The following is an 18,127-nucleotide window of genomic DNA, read 5'->3' as shown; positions in this document are numbered from 1 at the left end:
AGCGCGAACCCGTGCCTGCCGCCGCGCCCACCAGCGCGCTAGGGTCTCCGCAACAAGGGACGTTACTGATCGGTAAGGGGAACGGCCATGCAGCTCGGGATCAACCTCGGCTACTGGGGCGCCGGAATGGACGCGGACAATCTCGCCGTCGCCCAGGAGGCCGACCGGCTCGGATACGCCGTGTGCTGGGCCGCCGAGGCCTACGGCTCCGACGCGGCGACCGTGCTCACCTGGGTCGCCGCCCAGACCGAGCGCATCGACGTCGGCTCGGCCATCTTCCAGATCCCGGCCCGCCAGCCCGCGATGACCGCGATGACCGCCGCCACCCTCGACTCGCTGTCGGGCGGCCGCTTCCGCCTCGGTCTCGGCGTCTCCGGACCGCAGGTCTCCGAGGGCTGGTACGGCGTCAAGTTCGACAAGCCCCTGGCGCGCACCCGCGAGTACGTGGAGATCGTACGGAAGGCGATGACGCGCGAGCGCCTCTCGTACGAGGGCGAGCACTGGACGCTGCCGCTGCCCGGCGGCCCGGGCAAGCCGATCAAGCTGACCGTGCACCCCGAGCGCGAGCACATTCCGCTCTACGTCGCCGCGATCGGCCCCAAGAACCTGGAGCAGACCGGCGAGATCGCCGACGGCGCGCTGCTGATCTTCCCTTCCGCCGACCACCTCGAGGACACCGCGATCAGGCACCTGCGCGCGGGCCGCGAGAAGGCCGGCAAGACGATGGAGGGCTTCGACGTCTGCCCGACGCTGCCGCTCGCCCTCGGCGAGGACAAGAACGTGGCGGCGCTCGCCGACATGTTCCGCCCCTACACCGCGCTGTACGTGGGCGGCATGGGCAGCCGCAAGCAGAACTTCTACAATCAGCTCGCCCAGCGCATGGGATACGAGAAGGAAGCCGCCGAGATCCAGGACAAGTACCTGTCCGGCGACAAGGAGGGCGCGGCCGCCGCCATCCCGCACGCCCTGATCGACCAGACCACCCTGCTCGGCTCCGTCGACCGCATCGCCGACCGGATGAAGGCGTATGCCGCCGCCGGGGTCACCACGCTCACGCTGGCCCCCGCGGGGTTCACGCTGGACGACCGGATCGCCTCGCTCCGGGCCGGTTTCGAAGCGCTGGAGCGGGCAGGGCTCGCGTAAGGCGCGGAGTAACAGGTCCAAGGAGAGTTTCTGCGGCCGTGGTGGGGGCTCGGGGGGTCTTCCCCGCCACGGCCGTCACGGGGAACAACGCGACGGCGCCCCCTTGGTTACGCGCCCGGGCCTGTCTCGTCATCCGTCGTTTGGCGGATTTGTCCGACACATCGGTTGCCGCGCTCCTGGCATCCCATTTGACTCGTTTTCTGCGCAACCCTGCAGAGAGGTGTCAGTGATGCTTTCGGCGAAGAGTCTGTTCCAGGAGATCCTGGACAACGACGAGTCGTTCCGGCTGTTCTGCTCCATCGCCGCCAGTGGGGAGTCGCAAGGGGGCTGGGAGAACGCCCGGATCGCGGCGCTCGTTCCGCAGAGCGAGCGCGGGCTCGCGCCCAAGATCGCCCGGCACGGCGCCGACGAGGACAAACACGGGCGGATCTTCAACGCCCTTATGAAGAAGCGCGGCCTCGAACCCGTCGAGGTTCCCTCCGACACCGACTACACCATGCTCCTGGAGCGGCACGGCATCGGCCTCGCGCACGAGAAGCTCAAGGGCGATCAGCCGCTCACCGTGCAGGACATCGTCGCGTATCTCGCCCACAGCCGGGTCACCGAGCAGCGCGCCTCCGAGCAGATGGAGCTGCTGCGCAAGCACTTCGCGGACCACCCGGATGTCGGCCGCGCGGTGAAGATGATCTCCAACGACGAGGACAACCACCTCGCCTACTGCCACGAGGAGCTGCTGCGTTTCGCGTGCGCCGGACACGGCCGCGCCATCCAGCGGACGCTGCGCGAGTGCGCGCACGCCGAGATCCGCATCTACCGGGATGTCAGTCTCGCCGTGATGGCCCACATGGGGCGCATCCTGGGCTGGCCCAGGGCCAAGACGGCGACGCTCGCCGCCGGCATCCACGCCGTCCACGCCTACGAGCGGGCCGTCGGCTGGCGCCGGATGGTCTCCCTGAAGATGCCCGAACGGCGCGACGCACTGGGCGGGCCGGCGGCGGCCGCTCCCGAGTTCGCGTGATCGACCTTCACGCGTGCGTGGAACACCTCACGATCCCCACGGGAAGCGTGATGTGTTCTGTTACAGCCAGCCCCGCCGCTTGAAGAGGCGATACAGGCAGAGTTCCAGCATGACCAGCACCAGGATCAGTGCCGGATACGACCACAGCCAGTGCAGCTCCGGCATGTGGTCGAAATTCATCCCGTAGATCCCGGCGATCATCGTGGGGACCGCGGCCATGGCCGCCCATGCGGAGATCTTCCGCACGTCGTCGTTCTGCCGCACGGTCATTTGCGCGAGATGCGCCGACAGAATGTCCGAGACCAGCCGGTCCAGACCCTCGACCAACTCGTTGACCCGGGTCAGATGGTCGCTGACGTCCCGGAAGAACGGCTGTGCCTTGTCGTGCACAAAGGGCAGCGAGGCCAGGAAGGGCCCGATGCCCGCGAGCCGGACCAGCGGCTGGGCCAGCGGACCCGTGGCCCTGCGGAACTCGAGGATCTGCCGCTTGAAGTTGTAGATCCGGGACGCGGTGCTCCGGGAGCTTCCACCGGACGGCGAGAACACCTCCGCCTCCAGCTCCTCCAAGTCCGTTCCCAGCTCGCCCGCGACGTCCACGTAGTGGTCGACCACGGCGTCGGCGATGGAGTACAGCACCGCCGTCGGACCGTGCCGGAGCATCTCGGGTTCCTCTTCCAGCCGGTGCCGCACGGCCGCGAGGGGCGACTCCTCACCGTGCCGCACGGTGACGACGAACGAGTCCCCGATGAAGACCATGACCTCGCCGGACGAGACCGTGTCGTGCTCCGCGTCGTACGCCACCGGCTTGAGGACCATGAACAGCGAGTCGTCGTACACCTCCAGCTTGGGGCGCTGATGCGCCTTGAGGGCGTCTTCGATCGCCAGCGGGTGCAGCGCGAACTCCTCCGTGACCCGGTCGAACTCCTTCTCCGTGGGCTCGTACAGGCCGATCCAGACGAATGCGTCATGCCCGGCACGGCACTGCGCCAAGGCGTCGGAGAGGTCGTCGGGACCCTCCGTCCGGCGCCCGTCACGATAGATGGCGCAGTCGACGATCACGGAGAGTATTCTCCCGCCGTCCGCTCGGGGGCGCACCCCAGCGGGCGCCTAGGCTGGGCCGCATGCCCACCCTGATCCTCGTCCGGCACGGACGTTCCACCGCCAACACCGCGGGACTGCTCGCCGGCTGGACGCCCGGCGTCGCCCTCGACGAGCGCGGCGCCCAACAGGCCGCGGCCCTGCCCGGGCGGCTCGCCGGCCTGCCGATCTCCGAGGTCGTCACCAGCCCCCTGCAGCGCTGCCAGGAGACCGTCCAGCCGCTGCTCGACGCCCGGCCCGAGCTGCGAGTGCACACCGACGACCGCATCGGGGAGGCCCACTACGGCGACTGGTCCGGCCGCAAGCTCGCCGAACTCAAGGACGAGCCGCTGATGGAAGTCGTACAGGCGCATCCGTCCGCGGCCGCGTTCCCCGGCGGCGAGTCGATGCGGGCCATGCAGACACGGGCCGCCGAGGCCGTGCGCGAGTGGAACGCGCGCGTGGAGCGCGATCACGGTGGTGACGCCGTGTACCTCATGTGCTCGCACGGCGACATCATCAAGTCCCTTGTCGCGGACGCACTCGGACTTCATCTCGACCTCTTCCAGCGGATCTCTGTTGAACCGTGTTCCATCACCGCGATCCGCTACACACGCATGAGGCCGTTTCTCGTACGCCTCGGCGACACCGGTGATTTCGCGTCCCTGGCGCCGCGCGAGGAGCCCCCGAGCGCGGACGCCCCGGTGGGGGGCGGTGCGGGCGCACCGTGATCGTCGGCCGCAGTAGGGTGAAGCGGTCGAAGCAGCACAGTAGTTGTCAGCAGGTTCTCAGCAGCCGATGCGGACCGACGCAGTCAGCCGGTCCTCATGTCGATTCAATGGAGACAGGACGTGTCCCGTCAGGTGTTCCTCTACGACCCCCCGGACCGCTTCGTGGCCGGTACGGTCGGGTTGCCCGGGCGCCGTACCTTCTTCCTGCAGGCCTCCTCAGGACCGCGGGTGACCAGCGTGGCCCTGGAGAAGACCCAGGTCGCCGCGCTCGCCGAGCGCATGGACGAGCTCCTCGACGAGGTCGTACGGCGCACCGGTGGCAGCGCGCCCGTTCCGGCCATGGCCCCGACCGAGGTGTCCGACACCGCGCCCCTGGACACCCCCGTGGAGGAGGAGTTCCGGGTCGGCACCATGGCGCTGGCCTGGGACGGTGACGAGCAGCGCATGATCGTCGAGGCGCAGGCGCTCGTGGAGCTCGACGCGGACTCCGAGGAGGACCTCGCCGAGGCCGAGGAGCGGCTGCTCCAGGACGAGGAGAACGGTCCGCCCATGCTCCGGGTCCGGCTCACCGGCGCGCAGGCCCGGGCCTTCGCCAAGCGCGCCCTCGACGTCGTCAACGCGGGCCGGCCGCCCTGCCCGCTGTGCAGCCTCCCGCTCGACCCGGAAGGACACGTATGTCCGCGCCAGAACGGATACCGCCGCGGAGCGTGACCACGGCCGAGCTGCTCGCCAAGGGTGAGCTGAAGGTGCGCGGACGGATTCGTGAGGCGTCGAACGCGGTGCTCTACTGCTCCGTGTCGTACGAGGGCCGGGACGCGTTCTGCGTCTACAAGCCCGTCGCCGGTGAGCGGCCGCTGTGGGACTTCCCGGACGGCACGCTGGCGCAGCGCGAGGTCGCGGCGTACGAGGTGTCCGAGGCGACCGGGTGGGGGCTCGTGCCGCCCACCGTGCTGCGTGAGGGGCCGTACGGGCAGGGCATGTGCCAGCTGTGGATCGAGGCGTCCCCGGAGGCCGAGCTGCTCGCCCTGGTGGACCGTGAGGAGCCCGAGGAGGGCTGGAAGGCGATCGGCTTCGCCGAGGTCGGTGAGGGGAAGACGGCGCTGCTGGTGCACGCCGACGATGTTCGGCTGCGACGGCTGGCCGTGCTCGATGCCGTGATCAACAACGCCGATCGCAAGGGCGGGCATCTGCTGCCCGATGGTGAGGGGCGGCTGTACGGGATCGACCACGGGGTCACCTTCAACGCCGAGAACAAGTTGCGGACGCTGTTGTGGGGGTGGGCGGGGGAGGCGCTGACGGCGGAGGCGGTGTCCGTGCTCGCGTCCCTGCGGGACGGCTTGGCGCCGGGCGCACCGCTTTCCACTCGGCTGGCCGAACTCATCACTGTCGCCGAAGTCGATGCCACGCGCACGCGTGTCTCGGCGATGCTCGCCTCCGGCAAGCACCCGGAGCCGAGTGGGGAGTGGCCTGCGATTCCTTGGCCGCCGGTGTGAGGTATCCCCGGGTGGGGGCGTCGTAGGGGGTGGTGCGCACCCCGGCGCTTTCGGGGTGCCGCTCTCGGGGACGGGTGCCGCCCCTGGCGGCACGCATGCCCGCAGCAACGAAGACTGCCGCTGCCGGGTGGGCGGCCGCCCCAGCGGCACGGTTGCCCGCAGCCTGGACAGTGGGCAGCCGCCCCGGCGTCAGGCGTGCCGCAGTGCCGGATCCCCCGAGCTCTCAGGTGTCCCAGGACACATCACCCGATGGCGCGCAAGAGTGCCCTCTCGGCCATCACGTGCTGGCCGGTTCGTATACGGAAGTTCCGTCCGGTTAGGCTCATGACATGCATGCCTGGCCCGCTTCTGAGGTCCCCGCCCTGCCTGGTGAGGGCCGCGACCTCCGGATCCACGACACCGCGACCGGTGGGCTCGTCACCCTTGACCCCGGTCCCGTCGCCCGTATCTACGTGTGCGGCATCACGCCGTACGACGCGACCCACATGGGGCACGCGGCGACCTACAACGCGTTCGACCTCGTTCAGCGCGTGTGGCTCGACACCAAGCGGCAGGTTCACTACGTCCAGAACGTGACCGACGTCGACGACCCGCTCCTGGAGCGGGCGGAGCGGGACGGCGTCGACTGGGTAGGACTCGCCGAGAAGGAGACCGCCCTCTTCCGTGAGGACATGACCGCTCTACGGATGCTGCCGCCGCGGCACTACATCGGCGCCGTCGAGGCGATACCCGGCATCGTGCCGCTCGTCGAGCGGCTGCGGGACGCGGGAGCGGCGTACGAGCTCGAGGGGGATGTGTACTTCTCCGTCGAGTCCGACCCGCACTTCGGGCAGGTGTCCAACCTGGACGCCGCCGCGATGCGCCTGCTGTCCGCCGAGCGCGGGGGTGACCCGGACCGTCCGGGCAAGAAGAACCCGCTCGACCCGATGCTCTGGATGGCGGCCCGCGAGGGCGAGCCGAGCTGGAACGGCGGCTCGCTGGGCCGCGGCAGGCCCGGCTGGCACATCGAGTGCGTCGCGATCGCCCTCGACCACCTCGGGATGGGCTTCGACGTCCAGGGCGGCGGTTCCGACCTGGCCTTCCCGCACCATGAGATGGGCGCGTCCCACGCCCAGGTGCTGACCGGCGAGTTCCCGATGGCCAAGGCGTACGTGCACGCCGGCATGGTCGCCCTCAACGGCGAGAAGATGTCGAAGTCCAAGGGCAACCTGGTCTTCGTGTCCAAGCTCCGGCGCGACGGGGTCGACCCGGCCGCCATACGGCTCGCGCTGCTCGCGCACCACTACCGGGCCGACTGGGAGTGGACGGACTCCGTCCTCGAAGAGGCGCTCGCGCGCTTGGAGAACTGGCGGGCGGCGGTGTCGCGGCCCGACGGCCCGTCCGCCGACGCGCTCGTCCAGGAGATCCGCGACGCCCTGGCGAACGACCTGGACGCGCCGGCGGCGCTCGCCGCGGTCGACCGCTGGGCCGCGCTCCAGCACGAGCGGGGCGGCACGGACGAGGGCGGCCCCGGCGTCGTCTCGCGCGCCGTGGACGCCCTCCTCGGAGTGGCTCTCTGACAACAGGGACAGCAACGGCCGGGCGCCGGGCGGGTTCTCACCCGCCCGGCGCCCTTTGTGCGTGGAGCCGTCCCCGCTACTTGTTCACGATGACGGCCTGGATGGCGCCGCTGGTGGAGTCGTAGATCCCGATGACCTGCTGCCCGTAGGCGAAGGCTTCCTGGACCTCGTCATGCGTCACCTGGTTGGGGTTGACCAGACCGCGCCACACGTTGTTGATGAGCAGGTAGAGAATCGACGGCTGGCCCGGGAGCGGCGTGACGACGTCCCAGAAACGCGTGGCCACGCCACTCACCAGCGCCTGGGTCTCGACGGCGCTCTGCAGGACCAGCGGCTGGCCCAGCTGCTGCTGTTGCTGCTGCCCACCGAGCTGCTGGAGCAGCTGCTGGAAGGGCTGCTGCTGGCCGAGCTGCTGGAGCTGCTGCTGCAGGTGCTGCGGAATCTGCTGCGGGTTCTGCTGCTGCGGAATCTGCTGCTGGCCGATGCCTTGCTGTCCGTGCGGCTGCTGCATCTGCTGCTGGCCGATGCCCTGCTGTCCGTACGGCTGCTGCATCTGCTGCTGACCGATGCCTTGCTGTCCGTGCGGCTGCTGCATCTGCTGCTGACCGATGCCTTGCTGTCCGTGCGGCTGCTGCATCTGCTGCCCGAAGGGCTGCTGCTGGCCGATGCCCTGCGGCTGCCCGACCTGCTGCGGCGGTGCCGTGCTCGGGCCCTGCTGGCCCATGTGCTGTCCTTGCTGCTGTCCCAGTTGGCTCATCTGCGGGGTGGTGCTCATGCGGGTGCCACCTTCCCTCATTGGTTGAGCATTGGTTGGGTTCCGTCAGCCCGTGACGATCAGCCCGTGACCACCAGGCCGACGATCTCGTCGTCCGAGAACCAGACACGTACGTCGGGCCGTCCCCCCGCGAACGCGGTGTGCACCGCCTGGCGGATCTCGGGGGACGGGTTGTTGAGGTTGCGCCAGGCGCCGGACACGTACAGCCGGAGCCTGGGCGGGAGTTCGCGCGGATACGGCAGCAGCTCGTCCCAGTACCGCTCGGCCTGGCCCGAGCCGACCGCCTCCGGCAGCAGATGGGTGACCGCCGCCTTGATGTCCGGCCGGTTGCCGATCCGCTGGGATGCGGGTCGGCCCGGCGCGTCCTGCTGCGGGGAGCCCGTGGCCCGCAGCACCGCGCGGGCACGCTCCGGGGACATCGGTTCCTGGCCCGCAGCCTTGAGCATGCCTTGCAGTGCGGCCAGGGCACCGACCACCACCGGGGAGGCGGAGGAGGTCCCGGAGAACGTGTCCGTGTACCAGCCGATCTCCTCGGCACCGCCCTGCAGATCGCCGGGCCGGTCCCAGAAGCCGCCGGTGGTCGTGACCTCGCGTCCCCAGCCCTGCGCGTCCACGCGTGCCCCGTAGTTGGAGAACGCGAGCCGTGAGCGGTCCGGGCCGTGGTCGCGGCCGTGTGTGCCGGGCGGCGGTGCGCCCGCGCCGACCAGGACCGCGCCGGAGGACTGGTTGGAGGGGTTGAAGGGGTTGCGCCACCACTCGGGGAACTCGGCGGGGCGGCGCTCGTACACCGCGTCGTCGAGCGACTCGGCGCCGTTGCCGGCGGCGGCCACGACGACGACGCCCTTGGCGGTCGCGAACCGGATGGCCGCGAAGTTGTCCGGCCACCACTCGATCGCTATGTAGCCCTGCTGGTCGTCGCGCTGTTCGAAGTCGAACCGCGGTCCTGGAGCGTGCAGTTCGATCAGGAGGATGTCGCCGGGGCCGAGCCGGTCGGCCGCCGCGTGGATCGCGGCCGCCGTGCCGATGCCCTGGAAGGACGCGGCCGCGGTCACGGCGTCCGGCACGATGCCGGTGATGCCGTACTCGTTGCGGTCGCCGCCGATCACCCCGATCACGGCGGTGCCGTGGTTGCGCCAGGCGACGTCCGTCAGCGGGGTGCCGACGACGACGCCGGCGAGCTTCGCGGCCAGGTCCTCGTGGCCCAGCTGCCAGGCCCCCTCCACGTCGATCACCGTCACGCCCTGGCCCGTACCGCCCGGACGCTGCCAGGCCCAGTAGGCGTCGATGCCCTCGGGCGCCGGACGCAGATAGCCCTGGCGGCTGGTGAAGTCGGGGGTGACGGGCGCCCCTTCCTTCATCCGCCGACTGTCGTCCGAGCTCTGCCCGACCGACCCCACCGAGGCGGGAACGGCACCCGGCTTCACGTACGCCGTGTCGATCTCCGGCAGCGCGGCGATCCGCGAGCGCAGTTCCTGGGCGCGGCTCTCGACGCCGCGCACCCGGTAGAAGAGCGCCAGGTCGGGCCCGGCGTCGGTGCCCGCCGCCGTGGACTGCTGCTGCGACTGCTGCAGGCGCTCCTCGCTGCCGAACAGCGGTTCCAGGGCGAGCTGTTCGTCGCTGAGGAACATGTTGAGGGCCGATACGTCAGCGCCCACCGCCGAGCGGACGCCCTCGGCCCGGGCGCGAAGCCGGGCCTCGGGGCGTGCGACGACGATCAGCTCCTGCTCGGCTCCTCGGTAGGTGAATCCCGCTCCGTCGGGCCCCGGCCCGGACATTCCCGGGCCCTGCGCCGGCTGTACCTGGTCGGTCATCGCGTACCGCTCCCTTCGATCCATGCGGGTGCCGGTCCCTGCGTGTGCTCTGCCGTGCCCTGTCCACTGCCGTGCCGTGACTCCTTGCGGTGCTCTGTCGCGGGACGACGCGGTGCCATGTCCCGTCCCCGGGCCGCGCCTTCGGGGCACAACCTGGCACGCCCACGGCAACTCGTCCACCCCGCCTTCGCCAACTTGGTTTGAAAACAAGTTGAATGGGGAACCCTGTGCAATCCGTCTTGAAACAGATGTCACGCCGCAATCCGGCCAAAGGCTGCGGGGGCGTAAGTCATGTGATGGGGTGGCAGCGGCTGTTGACCCCTCGGCCGGCCCGAGCCGGCCCCCTGCGGAAGGACGCTCCATGCACCGTTCCTTCGCACGTCGAAGACTGCTCACCGCGACCGCCGCACTGGGAGGAGCGGCGTTGCTGGGCAGTACCGCCCACGCGGCCGAACAACATCGGCCCACCCAATTCTCCTTGCCCCATGGCTTCCAGCCCGAGGGCATCACCATCGGCTCAGCCCCGTTCGCCTACTTCGGATCGCTCGCCAACGGCGACATCTACCGCGCGAGCCTGAGCACCGGGCTCGGCGGCGTCATCAGCAAGGGCCTCGGGGCCGAACACCCCACCGTGGGCCTCAAGATCGGCCGCCACGGCAGGCTCTTCCTCGCCGGCGGCGGCAGCGGCGAGCTGCGTACCGTCGACGCCCGCAGCGGCGAGATCGAGAAGGTGTACGCCGTCGGGGGCACCTTCGTGAACGACGTGATCCTCACCCCGGACGCCGCCTGGTTCACCGACTCCTATCAGGCGCGGCTCTACCGGCTCGCGCTCGGCAGCCACGGTGAGCCGGGGGCCGTCACGACCGTGCCGCTCACCGGTGACTGGGAGCAGGGCCCCGACTTCACCGCCAATGGCATCGAGCGCACGCCCGACGGCCGCGCGCTGCTCGTGGTGAACACGGTCGCGGGCGGCGGCGGACTCATGCGGGTCGACCCGCGTACGGGGGCGGCCACCGCCGTGGACCTGGGGGCTTCCGAACTCCCCAACGGGGACGGCCTGTTGCTCCTCGGCCGCACCCTCTACGCCGTTCAGCAGCAACAGAACCTGATCGACGTCTTCCGCCTGAACGCCTCCGGCACCAAGGGCACGGCGATCGCCCGGATCACCGACCCGCGCTTCAGGATCCCGACGACGGTCGCGGCGTGGGACGACCGGCTGTATCTGCCGAACGCCCGCTTCGACGTCGAGCCGACGCCGGACACGGATTACGACGTGGTGGCGGTGGACCGGGTCTGACGGGCCTCCGATGATTCAGGGGCGATGCGCGTCGTAAGCACCGCCCCTGCTGGTTCAGTCCTCCGAGGAGTCCTCGGTCAGTCCTCCGAGGAGTCCTCGGAGCCGCTCTCCTTGCCGTCGACGTCGGGTCCGGCGTCGGCCTCGGGTTCGCGGTCGGCCTCGGCGTCCGATCCGGTGTCCGCCTTTGATCCGGCGTCCGTCTCGGGCCGCTGCGGCATCGGCGGCCGGTTGCGGCCGCTGGGGCTGTCGCGGAGGTACGAGGCGGTGTCGCCGCTCTCCGCGGCGTGGCCGCCGGCCCCCGCCGCCGGACCGCTGCCGTCGTGTCTGCGCAGATAGCGCTCGAACTCGCGGGCGATCGCCTCGCCGGACGCCTCGGGCAGCTCGGCGGTGTCCCGGGCCTCCTCCAGCGTCTGCACGTACTCGGCGACCTCGCTGTCCTCGGCGGCCAGCTGGTCCACGCCGAGCTGCCAGGCACGCGCGTCCTCGGGCAGCTCGCCCAGCGGAATGCGCAGGTCGATGAGGTCCTCCAAGCGGTTGAGGAGGGCCAGCGTCGCCTTCGGGTTGGGCGGCTGCGAGACGTAGTGCGGTACGGCCGCCCACAGGGACACGGCCGGTACGCCCGCGTGCGTGCACGCCTCCTGGAGGATGCCGACGATGCCCGTGGGGCCCTCGTACTTGGTCTCCTCCAGGTCCATGGTGCGCGCCAGATCGGGATCGGACGTGACCCCGCTGACCGGCACCGGACGTGTGTGCGGGGTGTCACCGAGCAGGGCGCCCAGGATCACCACCAGCTCGACACCCAGCTCGTGCGCGAAGCCCAGCAGCTCGTTGCAGAACGAGCGCCAGCGCATCGACGGCTCGATACCGCGGACCAGCACCAGGTCGCGCGGCTTCTCGCCGCCGACCCGGACCACCGACAGCCGCGTGGTCGGCCAGGTGATCTTGCGTACGCCGCCGTCCAGCCACACCGTGGGGCGGTTCACCTGGAAGTCGTAGTAGTCCTCGGCGTCCAGTGCCGCGAACACCTCGCCCTTCCACTCCCTGTCCAGATGCGCGACCGCGGTGGAGGCGGCGTCGCCGGCGTCGTTCCAGCCTTCGAACGCGGCCACCATGACTGGGTCGATCAGCTCGGGAACCCCCTCCAGCTCGATCACCCAGCGCCTCCTTCCGACGTGCCCTCGCGTACGCCCCAACCTTACGGCGTTCCGAGGGGGCCTCCGCAGCCCCCTTGCACGGGGGAGTGAACGGATCACTGCCCCGCCGAGAGCCCGGGAACACTCTTGATCGCCGCCCTGGGTCACCTCTCAGTCATCCGAGCTGTCCTTGGTCAACTTCACCGAGGACCCTGGACGTTGTCGTGAGGCCGCGCTATACGTCGGATGACCGCGAGAGGTCCGATGTTCAGTGGGCGACAAGGGGCACGCATGGACGAGACCGTCACCGGCTTCGAGGTGCACGACATCCGGTTTCCCACTTCGGAGCAGCTCGACGGCTCGGACGCGATGAATCCGGATCCGGATTACTCCGCCGCCTATCTGGTGCTGCAGACCTCCGATGGATCGGAAGGCCACGGCTTCTGCTTCACCATCGGCCGCGGCAACGAGGTCGTGGCCGCGGCGATCGAGGCGCTGCGCCCGTATGTCGTCGGGCGCCCGGTCCCTCGTACCGCGGCGGATCTCGCCGCCGTCCATCTCGCGGTCACGCACGACTCTCAGCTGCGCTGGCTGGGGCCCGAGAAGGGGGTGATGCACATGGCGGCGGGCGCGGTGATCAACGCCGCCTGGGACCTCGCGGCCCGGCGGGCGGGCCTGCCCGTGTGGCGCTTCCTCGCGGGGATGACCCCCGAGGAGCTGGTCTGCCTGGTCGACTTCCGCTACCTCAGCGACGCCCTCACCCCGGACGAGGCGCTGACCGTCCTGCGGGCCGCCGAACCGGGCCGCGCACGACGGACGGAGCAGCTGATCAAGGACGGCTATCCCGCGTACACCTCCACGCCCGGCTGGCTCGGCTACGACGACGCCAAGCTGGTCCGCCTCGCCGAGCACGCCGTCGCGGACGGCTTCACCCAGATCAAGCTGAAGGTCGGCGTGGACATCGAGGAGGACGTCCGGCGCATGCGCCTGGCCCGCAAGGCGGTCGGCCCGGACGTGCGGATCGCGGTCGACGCCAATCAGCGCTGGGACGTCGGCGAGGCGGTCCGGTGGATGGCGGCCCTGGCTCCGTACGAGCCGCACTGGATCGAGGAACCCACCAGCCCCGACGACGTACTGGGCCACGCGGCCGTCCGCGACGGCCAGCCGGTCCGCGTCGCCACCGGTGAGCACGTCGCCAACCGCGTCGTCTTCAAGCAGCTCCTGCAGGCCCGCGCCGTCGACTTCGTGCAGATCGACGCGGCCCGGGTCGCCGGCGTCAACGAGAATCTCGCGATCCTGCTGCTCGCCGCGAAGTTCCAGGTCCCCGTCTGCCCGCACGCGGGCGGGGTCGGGCTGTGCGAGCTGGTCCAGCACCTGGCGATGTTCGACTACGTGGCGGTCTCCGGCAGCCGCGAGGACCGGGTCATCGAGTACGTCGACCATCTGCACGAGCACTTCACCGACCCGGCGGTCGTCGTGGCGGGCCGCTACAGGGCGCCGAGCGCCCCCGGCTTCTCGGCCCGGATGCGCCCCGAGTCGATCGCCGCGCATTCCTATCCGGACGGGCCCGTCTGGCAGACGTCGAAAGGGAGTGGCACCCGATGAGACTGCGTACGACAACCGCGCTGGCCTGCGCCGCCCTGCTGGCCTCGACCGTGCTCGCCGCCTGCAACCGGGACTCGGGCGGCGGCTCGTCGAGCGACAAGATCGGCATCGACATGCCCCGCAACGACAGCGACTTCTGGAACTCCTACCAGGACTACGTCAAGAAGGACATCAAGGCCGACAAGCTCTCCACGCTGCCACTGACCAACTCACAGAACGACATCGGGCGGCTCGCGGCCAACGTACAGACCTTCACCGACCAGGGTGCCAAGGCCGTGATCATGGCCCCGCAGGACACCGGCGCGGTCGCCGAGACGCTCAACACCCTTCAGGAGAAGAAGATCCCGGTCGTCAGCGTCGACACCCGCCCCGACAAGGGCGAGGTCTACATGGTCGTACGGGCCGACAACCGCGCGTATGGCGAGAAGGCCTGCAAGTATCTCGGCGAGCAGCTGAAGGGGACGGGCAAAGTCGCAGAGTTCCAGGGCGACTTGGCGTCCATCAACGGGCGGGACCGATCCGAGGCGTTCAAGTCCTGCATGACCAAGAATTATCCGAAGATCAAGGTCTTCGAGCTGGCCACGGAGTGGAAGGGCGAGGTCGCGTCGGCGAAACTCCAGTCGACGCTGGCCGCCAACCCGGACCTGAGCGGAATCTACATGCAGGCCGGCGGTGTCTTCCTGGAGCCGACCCTGGCTCTGCTCGAACAGAAGAAGCTGCTCAAACCCGCCGGGACCAAGGGCCACATCACGATCATCTCCAATGACGGCATCCCGCAGGAGCTGGACGCGATCCGCGCGGGAAAGATCGACGCGACGGTCTCGCAGCCCGCCGACCTGTACGCCAAGTACGCGCTCTACTGGGCGAAGCAGGCCCTGGACGACGTCGAGGTGAAGACGGGCGCGACCGATCACGACTCCATGATCATCAAGATCCCCAACGGGTACGAGGACCAGCTGCCCGCGCCGCTGGTCACCAAGGACAACGTGGACGACCCGAAACTCTGGGCCAATCAGTTGGGCAAGTAGCGTGAGGGCGGCGGCAGTTCAAGCCGAGGGCGTCCGCAAACGCTTCGGGCCGACCCTCGCTCTCGACGGTGTCGACCTCACCGTACGGCCCGGCGAGTCGCACGCGCTCGTGGGGCGCAATGGCGCGGGCAAGTCGACACTGGTCAGTGTGTTGACCGGGCTGCACCGCCCGGACGCAGGGACCGTCCGCTTCGACGGGGAGCCGGCGCCGCCGTACGGGGACACGGCGGCCTGGCAGTCCAAGGTGGCCTGCGTCTACCAGAAGTCGATGGTCGTGCCGGAACTCACCGTCGCGGAGAATCTGTTCCTCAACCGGTTCGCCGGGCGGTTCATCCGGTGGCCGCGGCTTCGCGCCCGCGCGCGGGCGCTGCTCGCCGAGTACGGGGTCGACGTCGACCCGGGCCTACGCGCCAAGGAACTCACGGTCGAACAGCGGCAGTTCGTCGAGATCGCCAAGGCGCTCTCCTTCGGCGCCCGGCTGATCATCCTCGACGAGCCGACCGCACAGCTGGACGCGCACGGCATTCAGCGCCTCTTCGACAAGCTCCGCGACCTCCAGGCGCACGGGGTCGCGTTCCTGTACATCTCGCACCACCTCCAGGAGGTGTACGAGCTCTGCTCCACCGTGACCGTCCTGCGCGACGCCCGCCGGGTGCTGACCGCGCCGGTGGCGGGCCTGGCCAAGGCGGACCTCGTCGCGGCGATGACGGGGGAGGAGGCGTCGGCCATGGCCGACTGGGAGCCGCGACGGACGGGCGGCGCCGACGTCCCACCGCACCTCGAGGCCCAAGGACTCGCCCTGGAGGGTGAGTTCGAGCCCGTCGACTTCACGGTGCGCCCCGGTGAAGTACTCGGCCTCGCCGGAGCGGCGGCCAGTGGGGGCACCGCGCTCGGCGAGACGCTGGTGGGCATGCGCACGCCGACGGCGGGCGCGATCCGCGTCCGTGGACGAGCGATCCGGGTCGGCAGTGTGCCGCACGCCCTGGAGGCGGGCATCGGCTACATCCCAGAGGACCGGCACCGCCAGGGACTCGTCACCGGCCGCAGTGTCGCCGAGAACGCCACGCTCACCGTCGCCGACCAGCTGGGCCCCTGGGGGACCGTACTGCCCTCCCGCACCCGGGAGTTCGCGGCCTCCATGATCCGCTCGCTCGACATCAAGACCCGCGGACCCGACCAGCCCGTGTCGGGGCTGTCCGGCGGCAACCAGCAAAAGGTCGTCGTGGCACGGGCGCTGGCCCGCCGCCCGCACGCCCTGGTGGCGCTGCGCCCCACCGCCGGGGTCGACGTCCGCTCCAAAGAGGCCCTGCTCTCCGTCGTACGACGGGTCGCCGACGAGGGGCAGGCGGCGTTGATCGTCTCCGACGAGCTGGACGACCTGCGGGTCTGCGACCGGCTGCTGGTGCTCTTCCACGGGCGAGTGGTGGGGGAGTACGGCGCCGGGTGGACCGACCGGGAGCTGGTGGCGGCCATGGAGGGCGTGGGCGAGCGGGAGTCCCCTGTGACCGGGCAGAAGGAGGGAGCATGACGGAGACCCTGCGGCCGCCGACCGCCGCCAAGGAACGATCTCTGCAGTTCGTGCGGTATGTGCGCTGGAGCGACTTCTCGCTCGTCCCCGTGATCCTCGTCCTGATGGTGATCGGGTACATCGTCTCGCCGGTCTTCCTGACCTCCACGAACCTCATCAACGTCGTGCAGCAGTCGAGCGAGCTGAGCCTGCTCGTGCTGGGCCAGGCGCTGATCCTCATCTGTGGCCGGATGGACCTCTCGCTGGAGTCGACGATCGGCATCGCGCCGGTCGTCGCCATGTGGCTGGTGCTGCCGGCGCACGGGGGGCGTTTCGCGGGCCTCGGCCTGCTCCCCGTCTGGACGGCCATTCCCCTCTGCCTGCTGACCGGCCTGCTGATCGGTGGCGTCAACGGCTTCCTGATGCTCAAGCTGCGGGTCAACGGCTTCATCGCCACGCTCGGCATGCTCACCATGCTGCGCGGCCTCCACATCGGCATCACCGAGGGCAAGTCGATCACCGATGTGCCGGAATCCTTCCGGTACCTGGGCAAGACGGACTGGCTCGGGGCGCCCGCCGCCGTTTGGATCTGCCTCACGCTCTTCGCGATCGGCGGCTGTGTGCTCGCCTGGTTCCGGCACGGGCGCGCGCTGTACGCGATCGGCGGCAACCCGGAGGCCGCCCGCGCGGCCGGGATCCGGGTCGACCGCATCACCTGGATCGTCCTGGCGATCGGCGGCCTGCTCGCCGCCTTCGCCGGCGTCCTCTACACCGGCCACTACGGCTCGGTCGCGGCGACACAGGGCAACGGATGGATCTTCCAGGTCTTCGCGGCGGCGGTGATCGGGGGCATCAGCCTGAAGGGCGGCCGGGGCACCCTCTTCGGCGCGCTGACCGGCGTACTGACCCTGCAACTCGTCGTCAACGTCATGACGTTGGGCGGCGTGCCCGCGCTGTGGAACCAGTTCCTCAACGGGGCGATCATCATCGTGGCGCTGGTGATCTCGCGGTTCGCGAGCGGCGAGAAGCAGGACTGAGTCTTCCGGGGCCACGAGCCTTCGCCGGGGGACTACAGCGTCGAGCGCAGCCACTGCTCCACGCTGGCGATGTGGACGGTGGCCCAGGAGCGGGCCGCCTCCGCGTCGCGGTCCCGCAGGGCCGCGAGAATCGCCCGGTGCTCGTGCAGGGTGCGGCTGACCGCGTCCTCCTGGGTCAGGCCGCGCCAGATGCGGGCTCGGGTCGTGGGCCCGGACAGGCCGTCGAGGAGCGAGCACAGCACCGAGTTGCCGGAGCTCTGCACGATGCCCCGGTGGAACTCCAGGTCACAGGCGACGAGCTCCTCCACCGAGGGCGCCGCGCCAAGGGCGTCCAACTGGGCGGTCAGCGCGTCCAGTTGCTGCTCGCTGATGCGCGAGGACGCCATCGCCGTGGCGGCCGGCTCCAGGATCCGGCGCACCGCGAGGAATTCCAGCACCGTGTCGTCGCGGTGGAAGTCGACGACGAAGCTCAGCGCCTCCAGCAGGAGTTGGGGATCCAGACTGGTGACATACGTGCCGTCGCCCTGTCGTACGTCCAGGATGCGGATGAGCGACAGCGCGCGTACGGCCTCCCGCAGGGAGTTGCGGGACAGCCCCAGCTCGGCCGCAAGCTCGCTCTCCTTGGGAAGCCGGTCGCCGGGGCGCAGCGAGCCGGAGACGATCATTCCCTTGATCTTCTCGATCGCCTCATCGGTGACTGCCATGGCGGGCCTCCCTGTCGCTCAGACATCCGATGTCTCACGCCATTATGGGGGTTCAGTGGGCTGAACGGGGCAGAGAAGCCGATGTTGGATCAGGTGAGGGCCACCTGCCCGGTGCCGGCAGCCGTGGGGTCGCCGGCCGCCTTGTGGACGAGGGCGGCCTGCCGGACGGCACCCAGCGACGCTGCCTCGACCGCTTCCTGGTCCCCGGC

16 protein-coding genes are annotated in these 18,127 nt (G+C 70.1%); 11 read left to right on the top strand and 5 right to left on the bottom strand.

Annotation, left to right across the window (positions count from 1 at the left end; translation table 11 throughout):
- The first annotated feature begins 87 nt into the window (after positions 1–87).
- Together AB5J53_RS10875 and AB5J53_RS10870 are read left to right on the top strand one after the other, a co-directional pair.
- Positions 88–1,143: an LLM class F420-dependent oxidoreductase gene (locus AB5J53_RS10875; RefSeq protein ID WP_369245417.1), complete on the top strand. Its 1,056-nt coding sequence runs from the start codon at positions 88–90 to the stop codon at positions 1,141–1,143.
- 229 nt (positions 1,144–1,372) lie between these two features.
- Positions 1,373–2,161, top strand: coding sequence for a ferritin-like domain-containing protein (locus AB5J53_RS10870; protein ID WP_369245416.1), 789 nt, complete (start codon positions 1,373–1,375; stop codon positions 2,159–2,161).
- A gap of 60 nt (positions 2,162–2,221) precedes the next feature.
- Here AB5J53_RS10870 and corA read toward each other — a convergent pair whose 3' ends face one another.
- Complete coding sequence (gene corA / locus AB5J53_RS10865; RefSeq protein ID WP_369245415.1) at positions 2,222–3,220, bottom strand: magnesium/cobalt transporter CorA; 999 nt, start codon at positions 3,218–3,220, stop codon at positions 2,222–2,224.
- Between the two features lie 62 nt (positions 3,221–3,282).
- On the opposite strand from corA, the gene AB5J53_RS10860 reads away from it, so the two are divergent.
- The 4 genes from AB5J53_RS10860 (at position 3,283) to mshC (ending at position 7,021) form a co-directional block, all read left to right on the top strand.
- Positions 3,283–3,969 (top strand): histidine phosphatase family protein, encoded by a 687-nt coding sequence (locus tag AB5J53_RS10860; RefSeq protein ID WP_369245414.1) that lies wholly within the window; start codon positions 3,283–3,285, stop codon positions 3,967–3,969.
- Between the two features lie 120 nt (positions 3,970–4,089).
- A complete protein-coding gene (locus AB5J53_RS10855; RefSeq protein ID WP_369245413.1) occupies positions 4,090–4,680 on the top strand; it encodes a DUF3090 domain-containing protein in 591 nt (196 codons plus the stop codon).
- On the top strand, positions 4,644–5,462 hold the full coding sequence (locus tag AB5J53_RS10850) for an SCO1664 family protein (protein ID WP_369245412.1): 819 nt from the start codon (positions 4,644–4,646) through the stop codon (positions 5,460–5,462). The genes AB5J53_RS10855 and AB5J53_RS10850 overlap by 37 nt, the downstream gene beginning before the upstream one ends.
- A 329-nt stretch (positions 5,463–5,791) precedes the next feature.
- Complete coding sequence (gene mshC, locus AB5J53_RS10845; protein WP_369245411.1) at positions 5,792–7,021, top strand: cysteine--1-D-myo-inosityl 2-amino-2-deoxy-alpha-D-glucopyranoside ligase; 1,230 nt, start codon at positions 5,792–5,794, stop codon at positions 7,019–7,021.
- A gap of 76 nt (positions 7,022–7,097) precedes the next feature.
- On the opposite strand, the gene AB5J53_RS10840 is transcribed toward mshC, so the two are convergent.
- Positions 7,098–7,796: a hypothetical protein gene (locus AB5J53_RS10840; RefSeq protein ID WP_369245410.1), complete on the bottom strand. Its 699-nt coding sequence runs from the start codon at positions 7,794–7,796 to the stop codon at positions 7,098–7,100.
- Positions 7,797–7,855: 59 nt separating this feature from the next.
- Positions 7,856–9,607, bottom strand: a complete 1,752-nt coding sequence (locus AB5J53_RS10835) for a S8 family serine peptidase (RefSeq protein ID WP_369245409.1) — start codon at positions 9,605–9,607, stop codon at positions 7,856–7,858.
- Positions 9,608–9,968: 361 nt separating this feature from the next.
- Here AB5J53_RS10835 and AB5J53_RS10830 point away from each other — a divergent pair, with 361 nt between their 5' ends.
- On the top strand, positions 9,969–10,904 hold the full coding sequence (locus AB5J53_RS10830; RefSeq protein ID WP_369245408.1) for an SMP-30/gluconolactonase/LRE family protein: 936 nt from the start codon (positions 9,969–9,971) through the stop codon (positions 10,902–10,904).
- A gap of 77 nt (positions 10,905–10,981) precedes the next feature.
- Here AB5J53_RS10830 and AB5J53_RS10825 read toward each other — a convergent pair whose 3' ends face one another.
- Positions 10,982–12,058: a PAC2 family protein gene (locus tag AB5J53_RS10825; RefSeq protein ID WP_369245407.1), complete on the bottom strand. Its 1,077-nt coding sequence runs from the start codon at positions 12,056–12,058 to the stop codon at positions 10,982–10,984.
- A gap of 270 nt (positions 12,059–12,328) precedes the next feature.
- Here AB5J53_RS10825 and AB5J53_RS10820 point away from each other — a divergent pair, with 270 nt between their 5' ends.
- Genes AB5J53_RS10820 through AB5J53_RS10805 form a run of 4 tightly spaced genes read left to right on the top strand, consistent with a single transcriptional unit; the run spans position 12,329 to position 17,214 of the window.
- The gene (locus AB5J53_RS10820) at positions 12,329–13,642 is read left to right on the top strand and encodes an enolase C-terminal domain-like protein (RefSeq protein WP_369245406.1); all 1,314 of its coding nucleotides are present in this window, start codon (positions 12,329–12,331) and stop codon (positions 13,640–13,642) included.
- The gene (locus AB5J53_RS10815) at positions 13,639–14,670 is read left to right on the top strand and encodes a sugar ABC transporter substrate-binding protein (protein ID WP_369245405.1); all 1,032 of its coding nucleotides are present in this window, start codon (positions 13,639–13,641) and stop codon (positions 14,668–14,670) included. Before AB5J53_RS10820 ends, AB5J53_RS10815 begins: the two co-directional genes overlap by 4 nt.
- Position 14,671: 1 nt before the next feature.
- Positions 14,672–16,198 (top strand): sugar ABC transporter ATP-binding protein, encoded by a 1,527-nt coding sequence (locus AB5J53_RS10810; RefSeq protein WP_369245404.1) that lies wholly within the window; start codon positions 14,672–14,674, stop codon positions 16,196–16,198.
- A complete protein-coding gene (locus AB5J53_RS10805) occupies positions 16,195–17,214 on the top strand; it encodes an ABC transporter permease (protein WP_369245403.1) in 1,020 nt (339 codons plus the stop codon). The genes AB5J53_RS10810 and AB5J53_RS10805 overlap by 4 nt, the downstream gene beginning before the upstream one ends.
- A gap of 32 nt (positions 17,215–17,246) precedes the next feature.
- Here AB5J53_RS10805 and AB5J53_RS10800 read toward each other — a convergent pair whose 3' ends face one another.
- Positions 17,247–17,918, bottom strand: a complete 672-nt coding sequence (locus AB5J53_RS10800) for a FadR/GntR family transcriptional regulator (protein ID WP_369245402.1) — start codon at positions 17,916–17,918, stop codon at positions 17,247–17,249.
- Positions 17,919–18,127: the final 209 nt, after the last annotated feature.

Origin of the sequence: Streptomyces sp. R41 (assembly GCF_041053055.1) — a bacterium.
Taxonomy (GTDB): Bacteria; Actinomycetota; Actinomycetes; order Streptomycetales; family Streptomycetaceae; genus Streptomyces.
This window is presented reverse-complemented; position numbering and strand designations above follow the sequence as displayed.

Bases quoted from the DNA above. Each gene is read 5' to 3' on its own strand.
- AB5J53_RS10875 (WP_369245417.1), top strand. From the start codon at position 88: ATGCAGCTCGGGATCAACCTCGGCTACTGGGGCGCCGGAATGGACGCG.
- AB5J53_RS10870 (WP_369245416.1), top strand. From the start codon at position 1,373: ATGCTTTCGGCGAAGAGTCTGTTCCAGGAGATCCTGGACAACGACGAG.
- AB5J53_RS10860 (WP_369245414.1), top strand. From the start codon at position 3,283: ATGCCCACCCTGATCCTCGTCCGGCACGGACGTTCCACCGCCAACACC.
- AB5J53_RS10850 (WP_369245412.1), top strand. From the start codon at position 4,644: ATGTCCGCGCCAGAACGGATACCGCCGCGGAGCGTGACCACGGCCGAG.
- mshC (WP_369245411.1), top strand. From the start codon at position 5,792: ATGCATGCCTGGCCCGCTTCTGAGGTCCCCGCCCTGCCTGGTGAGGGC.
- AB5J53_RS10840 (WP_369245410.1), bottom strand. From the start codon at position 7,796: ATGAGCACCACCCCGCAGATGAGCCAACTGGGACAGCAGCAAGGACAG.
- AB5J53_RS10835 (WP_369245409.1), bottom strand. From the start codon at position 9,607: ATGACCGACCAGGTACAGCCGGCGCAGGGCCCGGGAATGTCCGGGCCG.
- AB5J53_RS10830 (WP_369245408.1), top strand. From the start codon at position 9,969: ATGCACCGTTCCTTCGCACGTCGAAGACTGCTCACCGCGACCGCCGCA.
- AB5J53_RS10820 (WP_369245406.1), top strand. From the start codon at position 12,329: ATGGACGAGACCGTCACCGGCTTCGAGGTGCACGACATCCGGTTTCCC.
- AB5J53_RS10815 (WP_369245405.1), top strand. From the start codon at position 13,639: ATGAGACTGCGTACGACAACCGCGCTGGCCTGCGCCGCCCTGCTGGCC.
- AB5J53_RS10805 (WP_369245403.1), top strand. From the start codon at position 16,195: ATGACGGAGACCCTGCGGCCGCCGACCGCCGCCAAGGAACGATCTCTG.
- AB5J53_RS10800 (WP_369245402.1), bottom strand. From the start codon at position 17,918: ATGGCAGTCACCGATGAGGCGATCGAGAAGATCAAGGGAATGATCGTC.